Annotated in this window: 17 protein-coding genes; all 17 read left to right on the top strand. The window is 31.0% G+C overall.

What is annotated here, in order from left to right; translation table 11 throughout:
• Positions 1 to 31: 31 nt before the first annotated feature.
• The 17 genes from mapA (at position 32) to ccsA (ending at position 17431) form a co-directional block, all read left to right on the top strand.
• Positions 32 to 676, top strand: a complete 645-nt coding sequence (mapA, locus tag FBF20_RS05300; RefSeq protein ID WP_002852941.1) for an outer membrane lipoprotein MapA — start codon at positions 32 to 34, stop codon at positions 674 to 676.
• Positions 673 to 1248, top strand: coding sequence for a ComF family protein (locus tag FBF20_RS05295; RefSeq protein ID WP_002852959.1), 576 nt, complete (start codon positions 673 to 675; stop codon positions 1246 to 1248). Before mapA ends, FBF20_RS05295 begins: the two co-directional genes overlap by 4 nt.
• A 40-nt stretch (positions 1249 to 1288) precedes the next feature.
• Positions 1289 to 3880 (top strand): DNA topoisomerase (ATP-hydrolyzing) subunit A, encoded by a 2592-nt coding sequence (gyrA, locus tag FBF20_RS05290; protein ID WP_002890034.1) that lies wholly within the window; start codon positions 1289 to 1291, stop codon positions 3878 to 3880.
• A 63-nt stretch (positions 3881 to 3943) separates the two neighbouring features.
• Positions 3944 to 4459, top strand: coding sequence for a flagellar assembly lipoprotein FlgP (gene flgP / locus FBF20_RS05285; RefSeq protein WP_002852972.1), 516 nt, complete (start codon positions 3944 to 3946; stop codon positions 4457 to 4459).
• On the top strand, positions 4435 to 4884 hold the full coding sequence (gene flgQ / locus FBF20_RS05280) for a flagellar assembly protein FlgQ (RefSeq protein ID WP_002890032.1): 450 nt from the start codon (positions 4435 to 4437) through the stop codon (positions 4882 to 4884). Before flgP ends, flgQ begins: the two co-directional genes overlap by 25 nt.
• A gap of 56 nt (positions 4885 to 4940) precedes the next feature.
• The gene (flgR, locus tag FBF20_RS05275) at positions 4941 to 6242 is read left to right on the top strand and encodes a fla regulon two-component system response regulator (RefSeq protein WP_002869455.1); all 1302 of its coding nucleotides are present in this window, start codon (positions 4941 to 4943) and stop codon (positions 6240 to 6242) included.
• Entirely contained in the window at positions 6242 to 7273 is a 1032-nt protein-coding gene (locus tag FBF20_RS05270) for an aspartate-semialdehyde dehydrogenase (protein ID WP_002890030.1), read from the top strand. Before flgR ends, FBF20_RS05270 begins: the two co-directional genes overlap by 1 nt.
• 8 nt (positions 7274 to 7281) lie before the next feature.
• On the top strand, positions 7282 to 7788 hold the full coding sequence (locus FBF20_RS05265) for a YqhA family protein (RefSeq protein WP_002852919.1): 507 nt from the start codon (positions 7282 to 7284) through the stop codon (positions 7786 to 7788).
• A 52-nt stretch (positions 7789 to 7840) separates the two neighbouring features.
• The gene (locus FBF20_RS05260) at positions 7841 to 8032 is read left to right on the top strand and encodes a mini-MOMP protein (RefSeq protein ID WP_002853004.1); all 192 of its coding nucleotides are present in this window, start codon (positions 7841 to 7843) and stop codon (positions 8030 to 8032) included.
• A gap of 8 nt (positions 8033 to 8040) precedes the next feature.
• Positions 8041 to 8475: a c-type cytochrome gene (locus FBF20_RS05255; protein WP_002853050.1), complete on the top strand. Its 435-nt coding sequence runs from the start codon at positions 8041 to 8043 to the stop codon at positions 8473 to 8475.
• A 30-nt stretch (positions 8476 to 8505) separates the two neighbouring features.
• Positions 8506 to 9621: an ABC transporter substrate-binding protein gene (locus tag FBF20_RS05250; protein WP_002853016.1), complete on the top strand. Its 1116-nt coding sequence runs from the start codon at positions 8506 to 8508 to the stop codon at positions 9619 to 9621.
• A 21-nt stretch (positions 9622 to 9642) separates the two neighbouring features.
• Complete coding sequence (locus FBF20_RS05245) at positions 9643 to 10752, top strand: ABC transporter substrate-binding protein (RefSeq protein ID WP_002852953.1); 1110 nt, start codon at positions 9643 to 9645, stop codon at positions 10750 to 10752.
• 18 nt (positions 10753 to 10770) lie between these two features.
• On the top strand, positions 10771 to 11667 hold the full coding sequence (locus FBF20_RS05240; protein ID WP_002852952.1) for a branched-chain amino acid ABC transporter permease: 897 nt from the start codon (positions 10771 to 10773) through the stop codon (positions 11665 to 11667).
• Positions 11667 to 12719: a branched-chain amino acid ABC transporter permease gene (locus FBF20_RS05235; protein WP_002853049.1), complete on the top strand. Its 1053-nt coding sequence runs from the start codon at positions 11667 to 11669 to the stop codon at positions 12717 to 12719. Before FBF20_RS05240 ends, FBF20_RS05235 begins: the two co-directional genes overlap by 1 nt.
• Positions 12716 to 13486, top strand: a complete 771-nt coding sequence (locus FBF20_RS05230; RefSeq protein ID WP_002852992.1) for an ABC transporter ATP-binding protein — start codon at positions 12716 to 12718, stop codon at positions 13484 to 13486. The genes FBF20_RS05235 and FBF20_RS05230 overlap by 4 nt, the downstream gene beginning before the upstream one ends.
• The gene (locus tag FBF20_RS05225; protein WP_002852965.1) at positions 13473 to 14168 is read left to right on the top strand and encodes an ABC transporter ATP-binding protein; all 696 of its coding nucleotides are present in this window, start codon (positions 13473 to 13475) and stop codon (positions 14166 to 14168) included. Before FBF20_RS05230 ends, FBF20_RS05225 begins: the two co-directional genes overlap by 14 nt.
• A 17-nt stretch (positions 14169 to 14185) precedes the next feature.
• Positions 14186 to 17431 carry a cytochrome c biogenesis protein CcsA gene (ccsA, locus tag FBF20_RS05220; protein WP_002852963.1) on the top strand — a complete coding sequence of 1082 codons (3246 nt, stop codon included), beginning with the start codon at positions 14186 to 14188 and terminating at the stop codon, positions 17429 to 17431.
• Positions 17432 to 17445 lie beyond the last annotated feature (14 nt).

The raw sequence follows: 17445 nt of genomic DNA, 5'->3' as shown, positions 1-17445 counted from the left end.
CAATTTTAAAATAATTTTCTAAGGAGAAAAAATGTTTAAAAAATTTTTGATTTTTATAGTGCCTATTTTATTTTTGAGTGCTTGTGCAACTAAACAAGATACTTTTGCTCAAGTTAATCAAATTTCTAAAAATTCTCAATGCAGTTCTTGTGAAAGTCCTGGTGGTTTTGAAGCAAAGATTAAAGGGCTTTTATACATTAGCGATGTTGGAATTCAATGTTGTGCCAATAAACGCACTTTAGACACTGGTATTGCTTTGAAAAAGGTTTATTTACATAGATTTTATGATTTAAAAGAAGGGCAAAAGGTTTTAAATGCTAAAGGGAAAAAGTTATTTGTCGATGTGAATTTTAATGCGGTATTTTATACTTATTTAAAACAAGAACTTGAAGCTAGAGGAATAGTTGTGCTTGACAATAACGATCAAAATTCACCTTATGTGAGTAAGATTGATTTAGAATTTATATCTTATGGAGCAACTCAAGATGCTATAGGATTACATTCAAAACTAGTAGGAGTTTTACAAGTTAGTGATATAAATAAAAATAAGAAATTTACAATCCGCACCAAGCAAGATGTACAAGGTTTTGATGATTTAAAAGAAACAACTTTTTATACTCATTTGTTAATAAAACAAATGGCAAATAAAGCAGCTAGTTTAATCTCTGAACTTTGAGGTGTATAAATTGCGGAGCTTTTGCTCTGCTCTGCTTTTGTGAATTATGCGAGCTAGAGCTTTCTGAATTTTCCTTAAATGTAAGAAAGCTTGATAATAATTTCAAAGTCTATTCTTTTTATAAATACCATGAAATACAACACTTGCTTCACTCTAAACATTATTTTTATGGTTATTTTGTTTATAAAATGCTTGCTAAATTAAGTTTTGCAAAATTTAAAGATTTTTTTGATCCTAGAATGACAATTAATGTTATAGCTTTAGATGATAAGGTTGAAGATATGCTTTATTCACATTCTGCTATTTTAGCTAGATATCTTAAAACAAAATTTGTAAAACCTGTTTTTAATGTTTTAAAAGCACAAAATTCTGTGAAATATTCTGGAAAAAGTTTAGAATTTCGTCAAAAACATAAAAGAAATTACAAACTCTTAAAAACCATTCACGAACCTGTAATTTTAGTAGATGATATTGTAACAACTGGTTCTAGCCTTTTGGAAGCTAAAAAAGTTTTAGAAGAAAATAAAATTTCTGTACTTTTTGCTCTTGTTTTAGCTGATGCAAAAGTTTAATATGCTATAATCAAAACTTTGAACTAATAGAAGGATTTTTATGGAGAATATTTTTAGCAAAGATTCTGATATTGAACTTGTAGATATAGAAAATTCTATAAAAAGTAGTTATTTAGACTATTCTATGAGTGTTATTATAGGTCGTGCTTTGCCTGACGCAAGAGATGGTTTAAAGCCTGTTCATAGAAGAATTTTATATGCTATGCAAAATGATGAGGCAAAAAGTAGAACAGATTTTGTCAAATCAGCCCGTATAGTGGGTGCTGTTATAGGTCGTTATCACCCACATGGAGATACAGCAGTTTATGATGCTTTGGTTAGAATGGCTCAAGATTTTTCTATGAGATATCCAAGTATTACAGGACAAGGCAACTTTGGATCTATAGATGGTGATAGTGCCGCTGCGATGCGTTATACTGAAGCAAAAATGAGTAAACTTTCTCATGAGCTTTTAAAAGATATAGATAAAGATACGGTCGATTTTGTTCCAAATTATGATGGTTCAGAAAGCGAACCTGATGTTTTACCTTCTAGGGTTCCAAATTTATTATTAAATGGTTCAAGTGGTATAGCTGTAGGTATGGCGACAAACATCCCACCTCATAGTTTAAATGAGTTGATAGATGGACTTTTATATTTGCTTGATAATAAAGATGCAAGCCTAGAAGAGATTATGCAGTTTATCAAAGGTCCAGATTTTCCAACAGGTGGAATAATTTATGGTAAAAAAGGCATTATAGAAGCTTATCGCACAGGGCGTGGTCGTGTGAAAGTGCGAGCTAAAACTCATATTGAAAAAAAGACAAATAAAGATGTTATTGTTATAGATGAGCTTCCTTATCAAACCAATAAAGCTAGGCTTATAGAGCAGATTGCAGAGCTTGTTAAAGAAAAGCAAATTGAAGGAATATCTGAAGTAAGAGATGAGAGTAATAAAGAAGGAATCCGCGTTGTTATAGAGCTTAAACGTGAGGCTATGAGTGAAATTGTTTTAAATAATCTATTTAAATCTACCACTATGGAAAGTACTTTTGGTGTGATTATGTTGGCAATTCACAATAAAGAACCTAAAATTTTCTCTTTGTTAGAACTTTTAAATCTTTTCTTAACCCATAGAAAAACAGTTATTATTAGAAGAACGATTTTTGAACTTCAAAAGGCAAGAGCAAGAGCTCATATTTTAGAAGGTCTTAAAATTGCACTTGATAATATAGATGAAGTGATTGCTTTAATTAAAAATAGTTCTGATAATAATACCGCAAGAGATTCTTTGGTAGCTAAATTTGGTCTTAGCGAGCTTCAAGCCAATGCTATTTTAGATATGAAACTAGGTCGTTTAACAGGACTTGAAAGAGAAAAAATCGAAAATGAACTTGCAGAATTAATGAAAGAAATTGCAAGACTTGAAGAAATTTTAAAAAGTGAAACCTTGCTTGAAAATTTAATTCGCGATGAATTAAAAGAAATTAGAAGTAAATTTGATGTGCCACGTATTACTCAAATTGAAGATGATTACGATGATATTGATATTGAAGATTTGATTCCTAATGAAAATATGGTTGTAACTATCACACATCGTGGTTATATTAAGCGTGTGCCTAGTAAACAATATGAAAAACAAAAACGAGGTGGAAAAGGAAAATTAGCCGTTACGACTTATGATGATGATTTTATAGAAAGTTTCTTTACGGCAAATACACATGATACGCTTATGTTTGTAACAGATCGTGGACAGCTTTATTGGCTTAAAGTTTATAAAATTCCTGAAGGCTCAAGAACGGCTAAAGGAAAAGCAGTGGTAAATCTTATCAATTTACAAGCTGAAGAAAAAATCATGGCTATTATTCCAACCACGGATTTTGATGAGAGTAAATCTTTATGTTTCTTTACTAAAAATGGTATTGTAAAGCGTACAAATTTGAGTGAATATCAAAATATCAGAAGTGTAGGAGTTAGAGCGATCAACTTGGATGAAAATGATGAGTTGGTAACTGCTATTATTGTTCAAAGAGATGAAGATGAAATTTTTGCCACTGGTGGTGAAGAAAATTTAGAAAATCAAGAAATTGAAAATTTAGATGATGAAAATCTTGAAAATGAAGAGAGTGTAAGCACACAAGGTAAAATGCTCTTTGCAGTAACCAAAAAAGGTATGTGTATCAAATTCCCACTTGCTAAAGTACGTGAAATCGGCCGTGTAAGTCGTGGGGTGACGGCTATTAAGTTTAAAGAGAAAAATGACGAATTAGTAGGTGCAGTTGTTATAGAAAATGATGAGCAAGAAATTTTAAGCATAAGTGCAAAAGGTATAGGAAAACGCACAAATGCTGGAGAATATAGATTGCAAAGCAGAGGTGGCAAAGGTGTAATTTGTATGAAACTTACAGAAAAAACCAAAGATCTTATTAGCGTAGTTATAGTAGATGAAACTATGGATTTAATGGCTCTTACAAGTTCAGGTAAGATGATACGTGTTGATATGCAAAGCATTAGAAAAGCAGGGCGTAATACGAGTGGTGTCATTGTAGTTAATGTGGAAAATGACGAGGTGGTTAGCATCGCTAAGTGTCCTAAAGAGGAAAATGACGAGGATGAGTTAAGCGATGAAAACTTTGGTTTAGATTTGCAATAAGTTTAAAGTTGGAACGCTTATTGCTTTTTATTTTACTAATTACAATATTTTGAAGGTGTAAAAATGAAAAAAATTTATTTTATGCTAGCAATAGCAGGAATTTTCGCTGGTTGTGTACCAAGTGCAAACAGTGCAACTAAAAATTCAAGTGCAAATAGCACTGCTCCATCTCAAGATGTTATCGTGCAAAAAGTCGATAAAGATGATGTGCGTGATATTATCAGAGAAGAAAAAATGTTGGCTCCAGATGCTAGCGAAACGGAACTTAGTTTTACAGCAGTTGGTGAAGGGATTGCTCCGATGAATACAGTTTCTACTGCTCAAGCCCTAGCTTTAGCAAAAAGAGCAGCGATTACAGATGCTTACAGACAGCTTGCAAGTAAGCTTTATGGTGTGAAAGTGAATGGTAAAGACACTGTAAAAGATGCAATGCTTAGAAGTTCAACTATTACTGCGCAAGTAAATGGTTTGATAAAAAATGCAAGTATTATTGATGAGAATTTTAATCAAGGGCTTTATAGAGTAAACTTAGAACTTAAAATCGATGCAGACAAGTGGAAAGAATTGTTTGCTTATTAATCTTTCTTAGCTTTAAGCTTTTTGCCCAAGATGAATTTATTTTTTGGGCAGAGCTTTCTAGTAAAAATTTCATTCTCTTTCATCAAAATCAAAATTTATCCTTAGCAATGACGCAAAGCGAAAATGTTGAAGAACAATGGGTATGTGAAATTTCTTATAGTGATCAAGATTTAAAAGTTTTACCTCGAACTTCTTTAGGATTAATTGATGATAATATGCCAAAAACAATTAAATTTAATTTTTTAAATTCTCATAAAGATGAATTAAGCGATTGCTTTATAGGAGCTAGAATCAGTGTTAAGGATATTGTTAATACTGGCTTATTACGTGCTCAAAGTGAAACTTATGTTAAAATTTTACCCTTGCGTTTTACCGTAGAATTTGGCGAACAAAATGCGATAATTTATTATCTTAAAAAAAAGTAAATTCAAAATTAAGCGCAAATTGGATACTATAGTAGAAATTTTTTAAAAGGCTTAGGATGAATTTAGTCATAGTAGAAGATGATATTAATATGCGCAAATCCTTAGAAATTGCATTAGCAGAGTATGAAGAATTTAATATTAAATCTTATAAATCTGCCACTGAAGCTTTAAAAAAAATAGATGAGAATACAGATTTGATTATTACAGATATTAATATGCCAGGAATTGATGGCATAGAATTTGTTAAAGCCTGTGAAAATAAATATGATTTTATTATTATGACAGGAAATGCTACTTTAAGCCGTGCTATAGAAGCGGTTCGTTTGGGAGTAAAAGATTTTTTAACCAAGCCTTTTGATGTTGATACTTTAGTCGAGGCTATTAAGCGTGCTAAAATCATAAGAGAAAAAACAGCCGATAAAAAAAGCAAAAAAAATGAAAAAAAAGAAGAAAATAAAGATTTTTTTTCAACTTCTCCTAATTTAGAAAAAACATTAAATTTAAGTCAAAAAGCGGCTAAAACTGATGCCTCTGTAATGTTTTTTGGAGAAAGTGGAGTAGGAAAAGAGGTATTTTCTCGTTATATTCACACCCATTCTAAACGCTCTAATAAGCCTTTTATTGCTATTAATATGGCAGCCATTCCTGCAAATTTGATTGAAAGTGAGCTTTTTGGTTTTGAAAAAGGTGCTTTTACTGATGCTAATGCAACTAAAATAGGGCTTTTTGAAATGGCTAATGAGGGCACTTTGTTTTTAGATGAAATTGGTGAAATGCCTTATGAAATTCAAGCTAAACTTTTAAGAGCTTTGCAAGAAAAAGAAATCACACGACTTGGAAGTACAAAAAGCATCAAAATAGATGTAAGAATTATTAGTGCAACTAATGCAAATTTAGATGAAAAAATAAAAAATGGTGAATTTCGTTCAGATTTATATTATCGTTTAAACACTGTTCCTATTAATATCCCGCCTTTAAGAGAGCGTAAAGAAGAAATTTTAGGTATAGCTCAAAAGGTTTTAGAAGATACTTGTAAAGAATATGATTTTAAGGAAAAACAGCTCAGCCAAGAAGCTAAAAATGCTTTACTTGAATATGATTTTCCTGGTAATATTAGAGAATTAATATCCGTTGTACAAAGAGCTTGTATTTTAAGTGAAAATGATGAAATTTCAAGTGAAGATTTGTTCTTAGAAGCTAGAAGTATAAAAAAAGATGTAAAGAATTTAGAAAAAGAATTGATTTGTGAAGTTCTTTTAAGTGTAGATTATGACAAGGATCAAGCTTCTCAAATTTTAGGTATGGATATAAAAATTTTAAATGAAAAAATTAAAAAATATCAAATAAAGGATAAGTAATGTCAAAAAAACAAAAAATAGCCATTGTGGGTGCTACTGGTGCGGTTGGGGAAGAGCTTTTAAATGTTTTAGATGAACTTGATTTCCCAGTGGAAAGTATTTTACCTTTAGCAAGTGCAAAAAGTGTAGGTAGTGAAGTAGAATTTAAAGGCAAAGCTTATAAAGTCAAAGAACTTACCGAAAATGTATTTAAAGAAAATCCTATTGATATTGCTTTTTTTAGCGCAGGTGCAAGTGTGAGTGAAAAATATGCTAAATTTGCAGTAGAATCTGGTGCTGTTGTTATTGATAATACAAGTCATTTTAGAATGGAAAAAGATGTTCCTTTGGTGGTTCCTGAATGCAATCCTGAGGATATTAAAGATTGGAAAAAAACAGGGATTATTGCTAATCCAAATTGTTCTACTATACAAATGGTGCAAGTTTTAAAACCTTTAAATGATGCATTTAATTTAAAGCGTGTTGATGTAAGTACCTATCAGGCTGCAAGTGGAGCAGGAAAAGAAGGAATGCAAGAATTGGTTGAAGCTATGCAAAGTTTTTTTGCTTTTAAACTTGATGAATTTGAACCTCAAACTTTTCCTTATACTTTGGCACTTAATCTTATTCCACAAATTGATGTTTTTATGGATAATGATTACACTAAAGAAGAACTTAAAATGGTCAATGAAACTCAAAAAATTTTACATAAAAATTTAGAAGTTTCGGCAACTTGTGTTAGAGTGCCTGTTTTAAGAAGTCATAGCGAAGCCATTACTATGCATTTTGAAAAAGAAATAGATGTAAAAAAAGCTAAAGAAATTTTAAAAAAAGCACCAAGTGTTATTGTCATAGATGATCCTAAAAATAAAAAATACCCTATGCCTTTAATGACTAGCGATACTAATGAAACTTATGTAGGAAGAATTCGTGCTGATGTGTATGATAAAAAAATACTCCATCTTTGGTGTGTGGCGGATCAAATTCGTGTAGGTGCTGCAACAAATGCTGTGCGTATTGCGCAAAAATGGTTAGAATTAAAAAATAAATAAGGAAAAAAATGTTAGAGAAAATATTTGAATCTTTACTTGTTAGAAGTCGTATTGTTACAATTTTACCCGTAATTTTTGGTTTAATTGGAGCTTTTGTATTGTTTTTTATTGCAAGTTATGATGTTTTAAAAGTTATATTTTATACTTATAATTATTTTTTTGATGCAGGTTCTAATGTCGATTTGCATGAGGATGTGGTGGCTTTAATTATAGGAGCTGTTGATCTTTATCTTATGGCTTTAGTTTTGTTTATTTTTTCTTTTGGAGTTTATGAGCTTTTTATCAGCGAAATAGAAGAATTTAAACAAACAAAACAAAGCAAGGTTTTAGAGGTGCATAGCTTAGATCAATTAAAAGACAAGCTTGCAAAAGTTATCATTATGGTCTTAGTGGTAAATTTCTTTCAAAGGGTTTTACAGATGAAATTTGCTACTCCTGTGGATATGGCTTTTCTTGCTGGATCGATTTTAGCTCTTTGTGTAGGACTTTATTTTTTACACAAAGGTGGTCATTAACAAGGATTATCTTTTTTTGATATAATCGTTTTTTTGTGTTTAAAGAATAAAAATGAAAAAAATATTTTTAATTGGTATGATTTTAAATCATTTTGTTTTTGCAGCTCCGTTAGATGAAGTCTTTAAAGATATAGAAGTTTCAGGGACTGTTCGTTATCGCTATGATATTAAAAAAGAAAAAAAATACAACAAAAAAACACATAGATATCAAAATAAAACACAAACAGAAATTACAATAAAATAAGGAAAATCATGATTGCACGCTGGTTGTTTATTAGTTCAATATTTGTTGTTGCGCTTTTTGGTATTAACTTGAAATCATTTTTTACTTATACCTTTGATGCAAATAAGCAATATGATATGGAAAAAGCGAAGGCTTTGTATTTTCAAAATAAATGCAATACTTGCCATGGAGATAATGCTGAAAAGAGTGTTATAGGATCTAGAATTTTAAAAGATATGTCTCCTGAGGATATTAAAGGAGCTTTGATAGGTTATACTCTTGATAGTAGCAGTTCTACAACAGCTTCTCAAATGGCTTTTTATGCTAGAAATTTAAGCCACGAGGATATAGATAATATTATTGCTTATATTAAAGGTGGAAATTTTGCGCTTGATTTGCAAGTAAAAGATCTTCTTGAAGAAGAACCTGCGCAAAAAACAAAACATAATATATTTCTAAAATAAAATGTAAAAACTATAATTAAAAGGAATACTATGAAAAAACTAACTTTAACTTTAAGTGTTTTAACTATGGTAAATTGCTTATATGCTAAGGATATTAATATAGGAGTAGTTTTACCTTTAACTGGAACTGTGGCAGCTTATGGGCAAGATGTTTTTAACGGAATTGAACTGGCTAATAAGCTACAGCCAAAACTTTCAAATGGAGATGTTATTAAACTTATCACAATAGATACAAAAGGAGATAAGCTTGAAACTTCAAATGGAGTTAATCGTTTAATAGCAACAGATAAAGTCCTTGGGATTATTGGTGAAGCTACAACTCCAAATACCATTCAAGCTATTTCTATAGCAGAAGAGAAAAAAATTCCCCTAATAGCTCCAGTGGCATCTGGAGATAAATTGCTAGATAAAAAGAAATATGCAAGTAGAGTTTGTTTTAAAGATAGTTTTCAAGGAGATAAATTTGCTACTTATGTATCTAAGGATTTAGGACTTAAAAATGCTGTTATCATCATAGATCAAAGCAATGTTTATTCTTTAGGTTTGGCAAGAGCTTTTGAAAATTCTTTTAAGAATAATGGTGGGAAAATTATAAAAAAACTTGTTATTAATTCAGGAGATAAAGATTTTAGAGCTGTGGTTTCTCAACTTAAGAGTTTAAATCCTGATTTTGTTTATATGCCTATTTATCATCCTGAAGCTGCTTTAATTGCGAGACAAGCAAGACAAATTGGTTTTGATAAACTTTTAGCAGCAGGAGATGGTGTTAACAATCAAACTTTTATAGATCTTGGCGGAAGTGCTGTTAATGGAGTAATTTTCACTGATAGTTTTGATTATAACAGTCCATCTACACAATTAGGAAAAGATTTTGTTGCAGCTTATGAGAAAGTTAAAGGAACAAAAGAACTTCCAGCATTTTCGGCTATGGGGGCTGATGCGTATTTTGTAATGTTAAATGCTATGAATGCTTGCGTTGATAATCTTAGCAGCGAATGTATTAATAGCAAAATTCATCAAACTAAAGATTTTCAAGCTGTTGGTGGTGTGATTAGCATAGATGAAAGCGGTAATGCCATTCGTTCTGTTGTGATTAAAGAAATTCAAAATCAAAAACAAAATTATAAAACAATTATAAATCCATAATTACTAAAATAAAGGTAGAGAATGAAAAAAAGTTTAATTTTAGCAAGTATTCTAAGTTTAAGTTTAAGTGCTGCGGAAGTCAAAATAGGAGTTGTTTTACCGCTTAGCGGAGCTACTGCAGCATATGGACAAAGCGCACTAGAAGGGATTAAACTTGCAAATTCAATGCAATCAGCTTTAAGTAATGGAGATAAGGTTTCTCTTGCTATTATTGATACTAAAGGTGATAAATTAGAATCTTCGAGTGGAGCAAATCGTTTAGTTTCTCAAGATAAAGTTATAGGCCTTATAGGGGAAATGGTTACTGCTAATACATTGCAAGTTATGCGCGTAGCAGAAGATAATAAAATTCCATTGATCGCTCCTGCTGCAACTGGTGATAGATTGCTTGATAAAAAAATATATTCTTCTCGAGTATGTTTTATGGACAGTTTTCAAGGTTCATCTTTAGCAAAATATGTTTTTTCAAAACTTAATTACAAAAGTGCTGTTATTGTAGTAGATCAAAGCACTGACTATTCCTTAGGTTTAGCAAAAGCTTTTGAAAAACAGTACAAGTCTAATGGTGGTCAAATTCTTAGAATTTTAAGAGTTAATTCAGGTGATAAAGATTTTAGAGCTATTGTAGCTCAAGTTAAAAGTTTAAATCCAGAATTTATTTTTTTACCGCTTTATTATAGCGAAGCTTCTTTATTTGCAAGACAATCAAAACTCGCAGGTTTAAATATTCCTATGGGTTCTGCAGATGGAGTTGCTGATCAAACTTTTATTAGTTTAGCTGGAGATGCAAGCGAGGGTTATATTTTCACAGATAGTTTTGATGCTAATAATCCAACTACAAAATTAAGCAAAGAATTTATCAGTGTTTATGAAAAAGCTAAAGGAACAAAAGAAGTTCCAAATTTTTCGGCTATGGGTGCTGATGCGTATTTTGTAATGCTAAATGCTATGAATGCTTGCGTTGAAAATCTTACTAGTAAGTGTGTCAATGAAAAAATTCACCAAACTAAAAATTATCAAGGTGTTTCTGGTGTTATCAGTATTGATCAAACAGGAAATGCAACTCGTTCTGTAGTGGTTAAAGAAATTAAAAATCAGAAGCAAAATTATAAAGATATTATCAATCCTTAAAGGAAAAATAGAAAGATTATGGATTCTACTTTATTTTTACAACAACTTGTTAATGGACTTAGTTTGGGCAGTATGTATGCTCTTATTGCTGTTGGCTATACGATGGTTTATGGTGTGTTAAGACTTATTAATTTTGCTCACGGCGATATTATGATGGTTGGTGCTTATGCGGCTCTTTTTTGCATGACTAATCTAAATGTTCCTTTTCTAGGAGCTTTGTCTTTAGCAATGATTTTTGCTGCTTGTGTTGGAATAGCTACAGATAGAATCGCTTATAAACCTTTAAGACAGGCTCCTAGAATTTCATTGTTGATTACAGCAATCGGTATTAGTTTTTTCTTGCAAAATCTTTTTAATATGCTTTTTACTTCAACACCTAGAACTTTTACACCGCCAAGTTATTTTGAGGAAAGTGTTAATTTTGGTGGAGTGATAACAACTTATGGTTCTTTAATGGTTCCTGCTCTTACATTTGTTATTTTAATAGCAGTGTTATGGATTTTGTATAAAAGCAAATATGGTATAGCTATTCGTGCTTTGGCATTTGATATACAAACAGTAAATTTAATGGGTATAGATGCAAATCGTATTATTGCTATAGTTTTTGCCCTAGGTTCAGCTTTGGCAGCAGTTGGGGGTGTTTTTTGGGCTGCAAATTATTACTCTGTTGAACCTACTATGGGAACTTTAATAGGTTTAAAAGCTTTTGCTGCTGCAGTTTTAGGAGGTATAGGTTCTGTAGTAGGTGCAGTTTTGGGTGGACTTATTATAGGATTTACTGAAGTTGTTGTTGTGGCTTTTTTTCCAGATTTATCAGGCTTTAAAGATGCATTTGCTTTTATTTTTTTGGTGTTTATATTGTTATTTAGGCCTACGGGAATTTTAGGTATAAATTTTGAAAAGAGTAGGTTTTAATGATGGTTAGAATTAAGGTTTCACATTTAATCTTTTTAATTGCTTCAATTATTTTTATTTTCATTTCTCCTTATATTTTTGGGGATTATGGATTAAACATTGTTAATCAAATTGCTATTTTTATTATTTTGGCTGTGAGTTACAATCTTATTAATGGTGTAACTGGACAATTTTCACTAGAACCCAATGGATTTGTTGCGATTGGAGCTTATGCGGCTGCTTTAGTTCTTTTAAGTGCTGATGCAAAAAATGATCAGTTTTTTTTAGATGGTCCTAGTTCTTTTATTTTAGCTATCCATTCAAATTCCTTTATTCTAGCTTTAATTGTGGCTGGAATTTGTTCATCTTTACTTGCCCTGATTTTGGCTTTTGCTGTATTTCGCGTGAGAGGGGATTATTTGGCTATTGTAACTTTAGGCTTTGGAATAATTATTAAAATAGCTGCTATTAATTTTCCTTCTATTACTAATGGCTCAAGAGGGCTGGTAGATATTCCACAATTTTCCACGATCTATTGGACAGGTGGTATTGCTATTGTAGCGGTTATTTTAATTTTAAATATAGTTTATTCTAAATATGGTCGTGCAATGAAGGCTATAAGAGATGATGAAGATGCTGCAAGCGCTATGGGAATAAATACTTTTTGGATAAAAACTTTAGCTTTTAGCACTTCAGCATTTTTAGAAGGTGTAGGTGGCGGACTTTTAGCTTGTCTGTTGACTACCGTATCTCCAACTCAATTTGATTTTTTACTTACTTTTCAGCTTTTGATTATTATTGTTTTAGGTGGACTTGGTTCTACTACAGGTGCTATTATAGGTGCGATATTGGTTATTGGTGGAAGTGAGTGGCTTAGATTTTTAGATGAGTTAAATATAAAAATAGATTCTTTAAATCTTGATATCCAATCAACGCCAGGGCTTAGAATGGTTGTTTTTTCTATTGTTCTGATTTTAGTAATGCTTTTTGCAAGAAAAGGCATAATGGGTTATTATGAGTTGAGTGATGTGATTAGAGGGATTAAAAAGCGTTTTAAAAGGAGCAAAAAATGATTTTGGAATTAAAACAAATTTCAAAAAGTTTTGGTAGTGTTAAGGCTATTAATGAAACTTCTTTTAAAATCAATGAGGGTGAAATTTTTGCTTTAATTGGACCTAATGGGGCTGGCAAAACAACTCTTTTTAATATTATAACAGGTAACTATAAACCTAGTTCAGGTTCGGTTGAATTTCTAGGAGAAAGAATTGATCACTTAAAACCTCATAAGATTGTGCATTTAGGAATAGCTAGAACATTTCAAAATATTAGGCTTTTTTCAAGCATGAATGTGCTTGAAAATGTTCTTATTGGTTTTAATAAACAAATGAAATATAATATTTTTGAAGCCTTTTTGCATTTAGGGCGTTTTGGAAAAATAGAACAAGTATTTAAAGAGAAGGCTTATGCAATATTAGAAGAACTTGGTATTGCAGAATTTGCCTATGAAAAGGCTACTAGCTTGAGTTATGGACAACAAAGAAAAGTTGAGATTGCAAGAGCAATGGCTACTCAACCAAGATTATTATTGCTTGATGAGCCAGCCGCTGGGATGAATAGCTCTGAGAGTGATGAACTTGCTGGGCTCATTTTTAAATTACGAAAAGATTATAAAATTAGCGTTTTGCTTATAGAACATGATATGAAATTTGTAAATAAATTGTGTGATCGCGTATTGGTACTTGATTATGGAAAAACAATTTTTGAAGGTAAACTTTGCGATGCTGTAAATCATAAAGAAGTAATTGCTGCGTATTTAGGGGATTTTGATGCTAATAGTTAAAGATTTGCATGTTTATTATGGATTAATTGAAGCTGTTAAAGGGATTGATTTTAAAGTGGAAACAGGTCATATTGTTTCTCTTATAGGTTCAAATGGAGCAGGTAAAACTTCAACTTTAAATGCGCTTTTAAACTCAGTTAAAAGAACTGGTGAGGTTAATTTCTTAGGTTATGATACTAAAAGGCATTTAACTCATACTTTAGTTCAAAAAGGTATAGCTTTAGTTCCTGAAGGAAGGCGTGTTTTTATTAATTTAAGCGTAGAGGAAAATTTAAAAATAGGTGCTTTTAATAATGCTGAAAATTATGAGCATTTAAGAGAGCAAATGTATAAACTTTTTCCAAGACTTGCAAGTAAAAAGCATGCTTTAGCTGGAACATTGAGTGGAGGGGAAGCGCAAATGCTTGCGATTTCAAGGGCTTTAATGAGTGAACCAAAACTTTTGATGTTGGATGAGCCTTCTTTGGGACTTGCTCCAAAGATTGTGGGTGAAGTTTTTGATATTATTGTGCGTTTAAAAGAAGAGGGTATAACTATTCTTTTGGTAGAGCAAAATGCTTATTCTGCATTAAAAATAAGTGATTATGCTTATGTTTTGGAAAATGGTCGCATTGTAATGGAAAACGAGGCTAAAAATTTAATAGGTGATGATGAGATTAGAAAGAAATATTTAGGGCTTTAAAATTTAAAGGAAAAAGAATGAAAAATATAATAAAAAGCATAGGGGATTTAAGAGTTTCGGTTGTATTGTTTTTGCTTTTTGCGCTTTTTTGTGCTTTGGCAACTTTTATTGAAAGTGCTTATGGAACCCCTACGGCTTGGGCAATGGTTTATGATACTTTTTGGTTTGAATATATACAACTTTTACTTGGTATTAATTTACTATGCGGGATGTTTCGTTATAAAATGTTTGGGCTTAAAAAATTACCTTTAATGATTTTTCATATTTCTTTTTTATTTATTTTAGTGGGTTCTGCAATGACAAGATATGCTGGTTTTGAAGGTATTTTACCTATTAGAGAGCATACTCAAAATTCACTTATAGAAAGTTCTAAGACTTCTTTGCGTATTTCTGCTATAAAAGATGGAGAACGCTATAGTGCGGTTAATGATCGTTATATAGGAAATTTGCCTTTTGCTAATTCTTTTAAACTAAAACTTAATTTAGGTGATGATCAAGCTGTATTAAAATATAAAGATTTAATCTTAAATGCTCATTATACTTATAAAGAAAATAATAATTCTGATCCTTTATTGGTTTTGATGCTTTCTCAAAAAGGATCTCAAGGTGTTGATGTTAAATTTGAAAAAGGTGAAGTTAAGAATATAGAAGGGGTTAACTTTGCTTTTATGAATGATAATGTTAAAGCACCTTTTGTAAAAATTGATGAAAATTTAACTTTAAGTTCAAGTGAAAACTTACATTTTCTAAGCATGCTAGATGGACAAAATTTAGACCTTAAAATTGGAGAAAAGGCAAATGCTAAGGAAAGAAGACTTTATGAAATTAATGATATTAGTTTTGTAGTTAAAGCTGCTTCTTTGCATGCGCAAGAAGCTTTAGAAGGTTCCAATAGACCTCAAGATGAAAGTTTTTGGTTATGGTTTAAATCTGCTTGGTTAGAAGTGGGTAGAACTATGTTGATTTCTACTTTTGGCGAGCCTCAAAATTGGAAAAATTCTTTATTATTGCATTTTAAAGATTTTGCCTTAAGCAATGAGAATAAAAACTTAGAATTAACTGGCTCTAATGCTTTAAAATTAGAATTAAGCTATAAAAATGAAAGTAAAGAATTTTATATTTTTGAATATAATAAACCTATTATGATAGAACTTGCAGATCAAAAATTCTTTATTTCTTGGGCGCTTTCTTATGAACAATTGCCTTTTGATATTTATTTAAGAGATTTTGTATTAGATCGTTATCCAGGTTCTATGTCTCCAGCTTCTTATGCAAGTGAAATTACCGTAAAAAATAATAATGAAAATTTTGATTATAGAATTTTTATGAATAATGTTTTAGATTATGATGGCTATAGATTTTATCAAAGTTCTTATGATCAAGATGAAAAAGGGACTGTTTTATCTGTAAATAAAGATCCGGGCAAAATACCAACTTATATAGGTTATTTTCTGCTTTGTCTTGGAATGTTTATGAATTTTTTAAATCCACATTCTAGATTTAGAACTTTGGCAAGATTAATTAATAAAGACACTTTAAAACATACAAGTGTGATTATTTTTATTTTATTGTTATCTTTTGGTTCTGAAAAGACTTTTGCTCAAGATTTAAATTCGACCTTACCTGTGGTAAATACTAATCATGCTAAAGCTCTTGCCACTTTAATAGTTCAAAAATCAGCAGATGGAAGAATGGTGCCTTTTGATACGCTATCAAGAGAAATTTTAGAAAAAATTCATCAAAGTGATAGCTATAAGGGTCAAAATTCTAACGCTGTTATGCTTTCCATGCTCGTTGATGTAGATAAATGGCAATTGGAACCTTTTATTTTAATGCCACAAAATCAAGCAGTTCGTGATGCTATTGCAAATATTTTAGAAATTCCTAGTGCTAAATATATTGCTTATAAAGATTTTTTTGATGAGAATAACCGCTATAAACTTCAAAAATATGTTGAAAATGCAAATCGTAAAAACCCAAATGCAAGAGGAGTTTTTGATAAGGAAATTATAAAACTAGATGAAAGAGCTAATGTTGTAAATTTAGTTTTTAGTGGTGAATTATTTAAATTTATTCCTGTTCAAAATAATCCAAATAATGTTTGGCTTGCACCTTTTTCTGCTGTAACTACTCTTAAGGGGGATGAAGGGCATATTGTTTTGGCTTTAATACAGAATTATTTTAGTGCCGTGGAAAATGCTTTTAAAGATGGTAATTGGATTAGAGCTGATGAAGGCTTGAAATTTATCAAAGAATATCAAGAAAAAATAGGATATAAAGTCATGCCTAGTAAAACCAAGGTTGAAATGGAAATTTTTTCTAATAAGGCTGAAATTTTCGTTAAACTCGCTCCTGTATATTTAATTGCGGGTTTTTTACTCTTGATTCTTGTTTTTTCTAAAATGGTCGTACCGAATTTAAAAATCTCTTTTATATTTAAAGTGGTATATGTTTTAAATGTTTTAGCTTTTGTAATTCATACAGTAGGTCTTGGACTTCGTGCTTATTTATCAGGTCATGCTCCATGGAGTAATGGCTATGAAAGTATGGTGTATATAGCTTGGGCATTGTCTTTGTCGGGTATATTTTTCTCCAGAAAAAGTCCTATAGCCTTGTCATTAACTTCTATTTTATCTGGTGTTGTATTAATGGTTGCGCATTTAAGCGAAATGAATCCGCAAATTACAAATCTTGTTCCTGTGCTCAATTCTTATTGGCTTAGTATTCATGTATCTGTTATTACTGCTAGTTATGGATTTTTAGGACTTTGTGCCTTACTTGGTATCTTTACACTGTTCTTAATGTGTTTTCTTAAGAAAGATGGAAAATATAATCTTAATATTTTGAGAAATATTACAGAGGCTACAAGAATTAATGAAATGGCAATGATTTTTGGACTTTGTTTGCTTACTGTAGGAAATTTTTTAGGTGCAATTTGGGCAAATGAAAGTTGGGGGAGATATTGGAGTTGGGATTCTAAGGAAACTTGGGCTTTAGTTAGCATTTTGGTTTATGCAGCAATTTTGCATCTTAGAATGATTCCAAAATATTGTAATCAATTTGTGTTTGCTTTATGGAGTATGTTTGCTTATTGGGTTATTATTATGACTTATTTTGGAGTAAATTACTTTTTAACAGGACTTCATTCTTACGCTGCAGGCGAAGCGGCTCAAATTCCTAATTATGTTTATTGGGGATTTGCATTGATGGTGGTTTTAGCTTTTTTTGCAAGAAGGAAGCGAAATTTTGTGGGCAAACTTTAAATGAACCATATTTT

This window comes from Campylobacter sp. CFSAN093259 (assembly GCF_012889985.1).
Taxonomy (GTDB): domain Bacteria; phylum Campylobacterota; class Campylobacteria; order Campylobacterales; family Campylobacteraceae; genus Campylobacter_D; species Campylobacter_D jejuni.
This window is presented reverse-complemented; position numbering and strand designations above follow the sequence as displayed.

What these genes read in the sequence shown, in the direction of transcription:
- mapA (WP_002852941.1), top strand. Translation starts at nt 32, where the DNA reads ATGTTTAAAAAATTTTTGATTTTTATAGTGCCTATTTTATTTTTGAGT.
- gyrA (WP_002890034.1), top strand. Translation starts at nt 1,289, where the DNA reads ATGGAGAATATTTTTAGCAAAGATTCTGATATTGAACTTGTAGATATA.
- flgP (WP_002852972.1), top strand. Translation starts at nt 3,944, where the DNA reads ATGAAAAAAATTTATTTTATGCTAGCAATAGCAGGAATTTTCGCTGGT.
- flgR (WP_002869455.1), top strand. Translation starts at nt 4,941, where the DNA reads ATGAATTTAGTCATAGTAGAAGATGATATTAATATGCGCAAATCCTTA.
- FBF20_RS05270 (WP_002890030.1), top strand. Translation starts at nt 6,242, where the DNA reads ATGTCAAAAAAACAAAAAATAGCCATTGTGGGTGCTACTGGTGCGGTT.
- FBF20_RS05265 (WP_002852919.1), top strand. Translation starts at nt 7,282, where the DNA reads ATGTTAGAGAAAATATTTGAATCTTTACTTGTTAGAAGTCGTATTGTT.
- FBF20_RS05260 (WP_002853004.1), top strand. Translation starts at nt 7,841, where the DNA reads ATGAAAAAAATATTTTTAATTGGTATGATTTTAAATCATTTTGTTTTT.
- FBF20_RS05255 (WP_002853050.1), top strand. Translation starts at nt 8,041, where the DNA reads ATGATTGCACGCTGGTTGTTTATTAGTTCAATATTTGTTGTTGCGCTT.
- FBF20_RS05250 (WP_002853016.1), top strand. Translation starts at nt 8,506, where the DNA reads ATGAAAAAACTAACTTTAACTTTAAGTGTTTTAACTATGGTAAATTGC.
- FBF20_RS05245 (WP_002852953.1), top strand. Translation starts at nt 9,643, where the DNA reads ATGAAAAAAAGTTTAATTTTAGCAAGTATTCTAAGTTTAAGTTTAAGT.
- FBF20_RS05240 (WP_002852952.1), top strand. Translation starts at nt 10,771, where the DNA reads ATGGATTCTACTTTATTTTTACAACAACTTGTTAATGGACTTAGTTTG.
- FBF20_RS05235 (WP_002853049.1), top strand. Translation starts at nt 11,667, where the DNA reads ATGATGGTTAGAATTAAGGTTTCACATTTAATCTTTTTAATTGCTTCA.
- FBF20_RS05230 (WP_002852992.1), top strand. Translation starts at nt 12,716, where the DNA reads ATGATTTTGGAATTAAAACAAATTTCAAAAAGTTTTGGTAGTGTTAAG.
- FBF20_RS05225 (WP_002852965.1), top strand. Translation starts at nt 13,473, where the DNA reads ATGCTAATAGTTAAAGATTTGCATGTTTATTATGGATTAATTGAAGCT.
- ccsA (WP_002852963.1), top strand. Translation starts at nt 14,186, where the DNA reads ATGAAAAATATAATAAAAAGCATAGGGGATTTAAGAGTTTCGGTTGTA.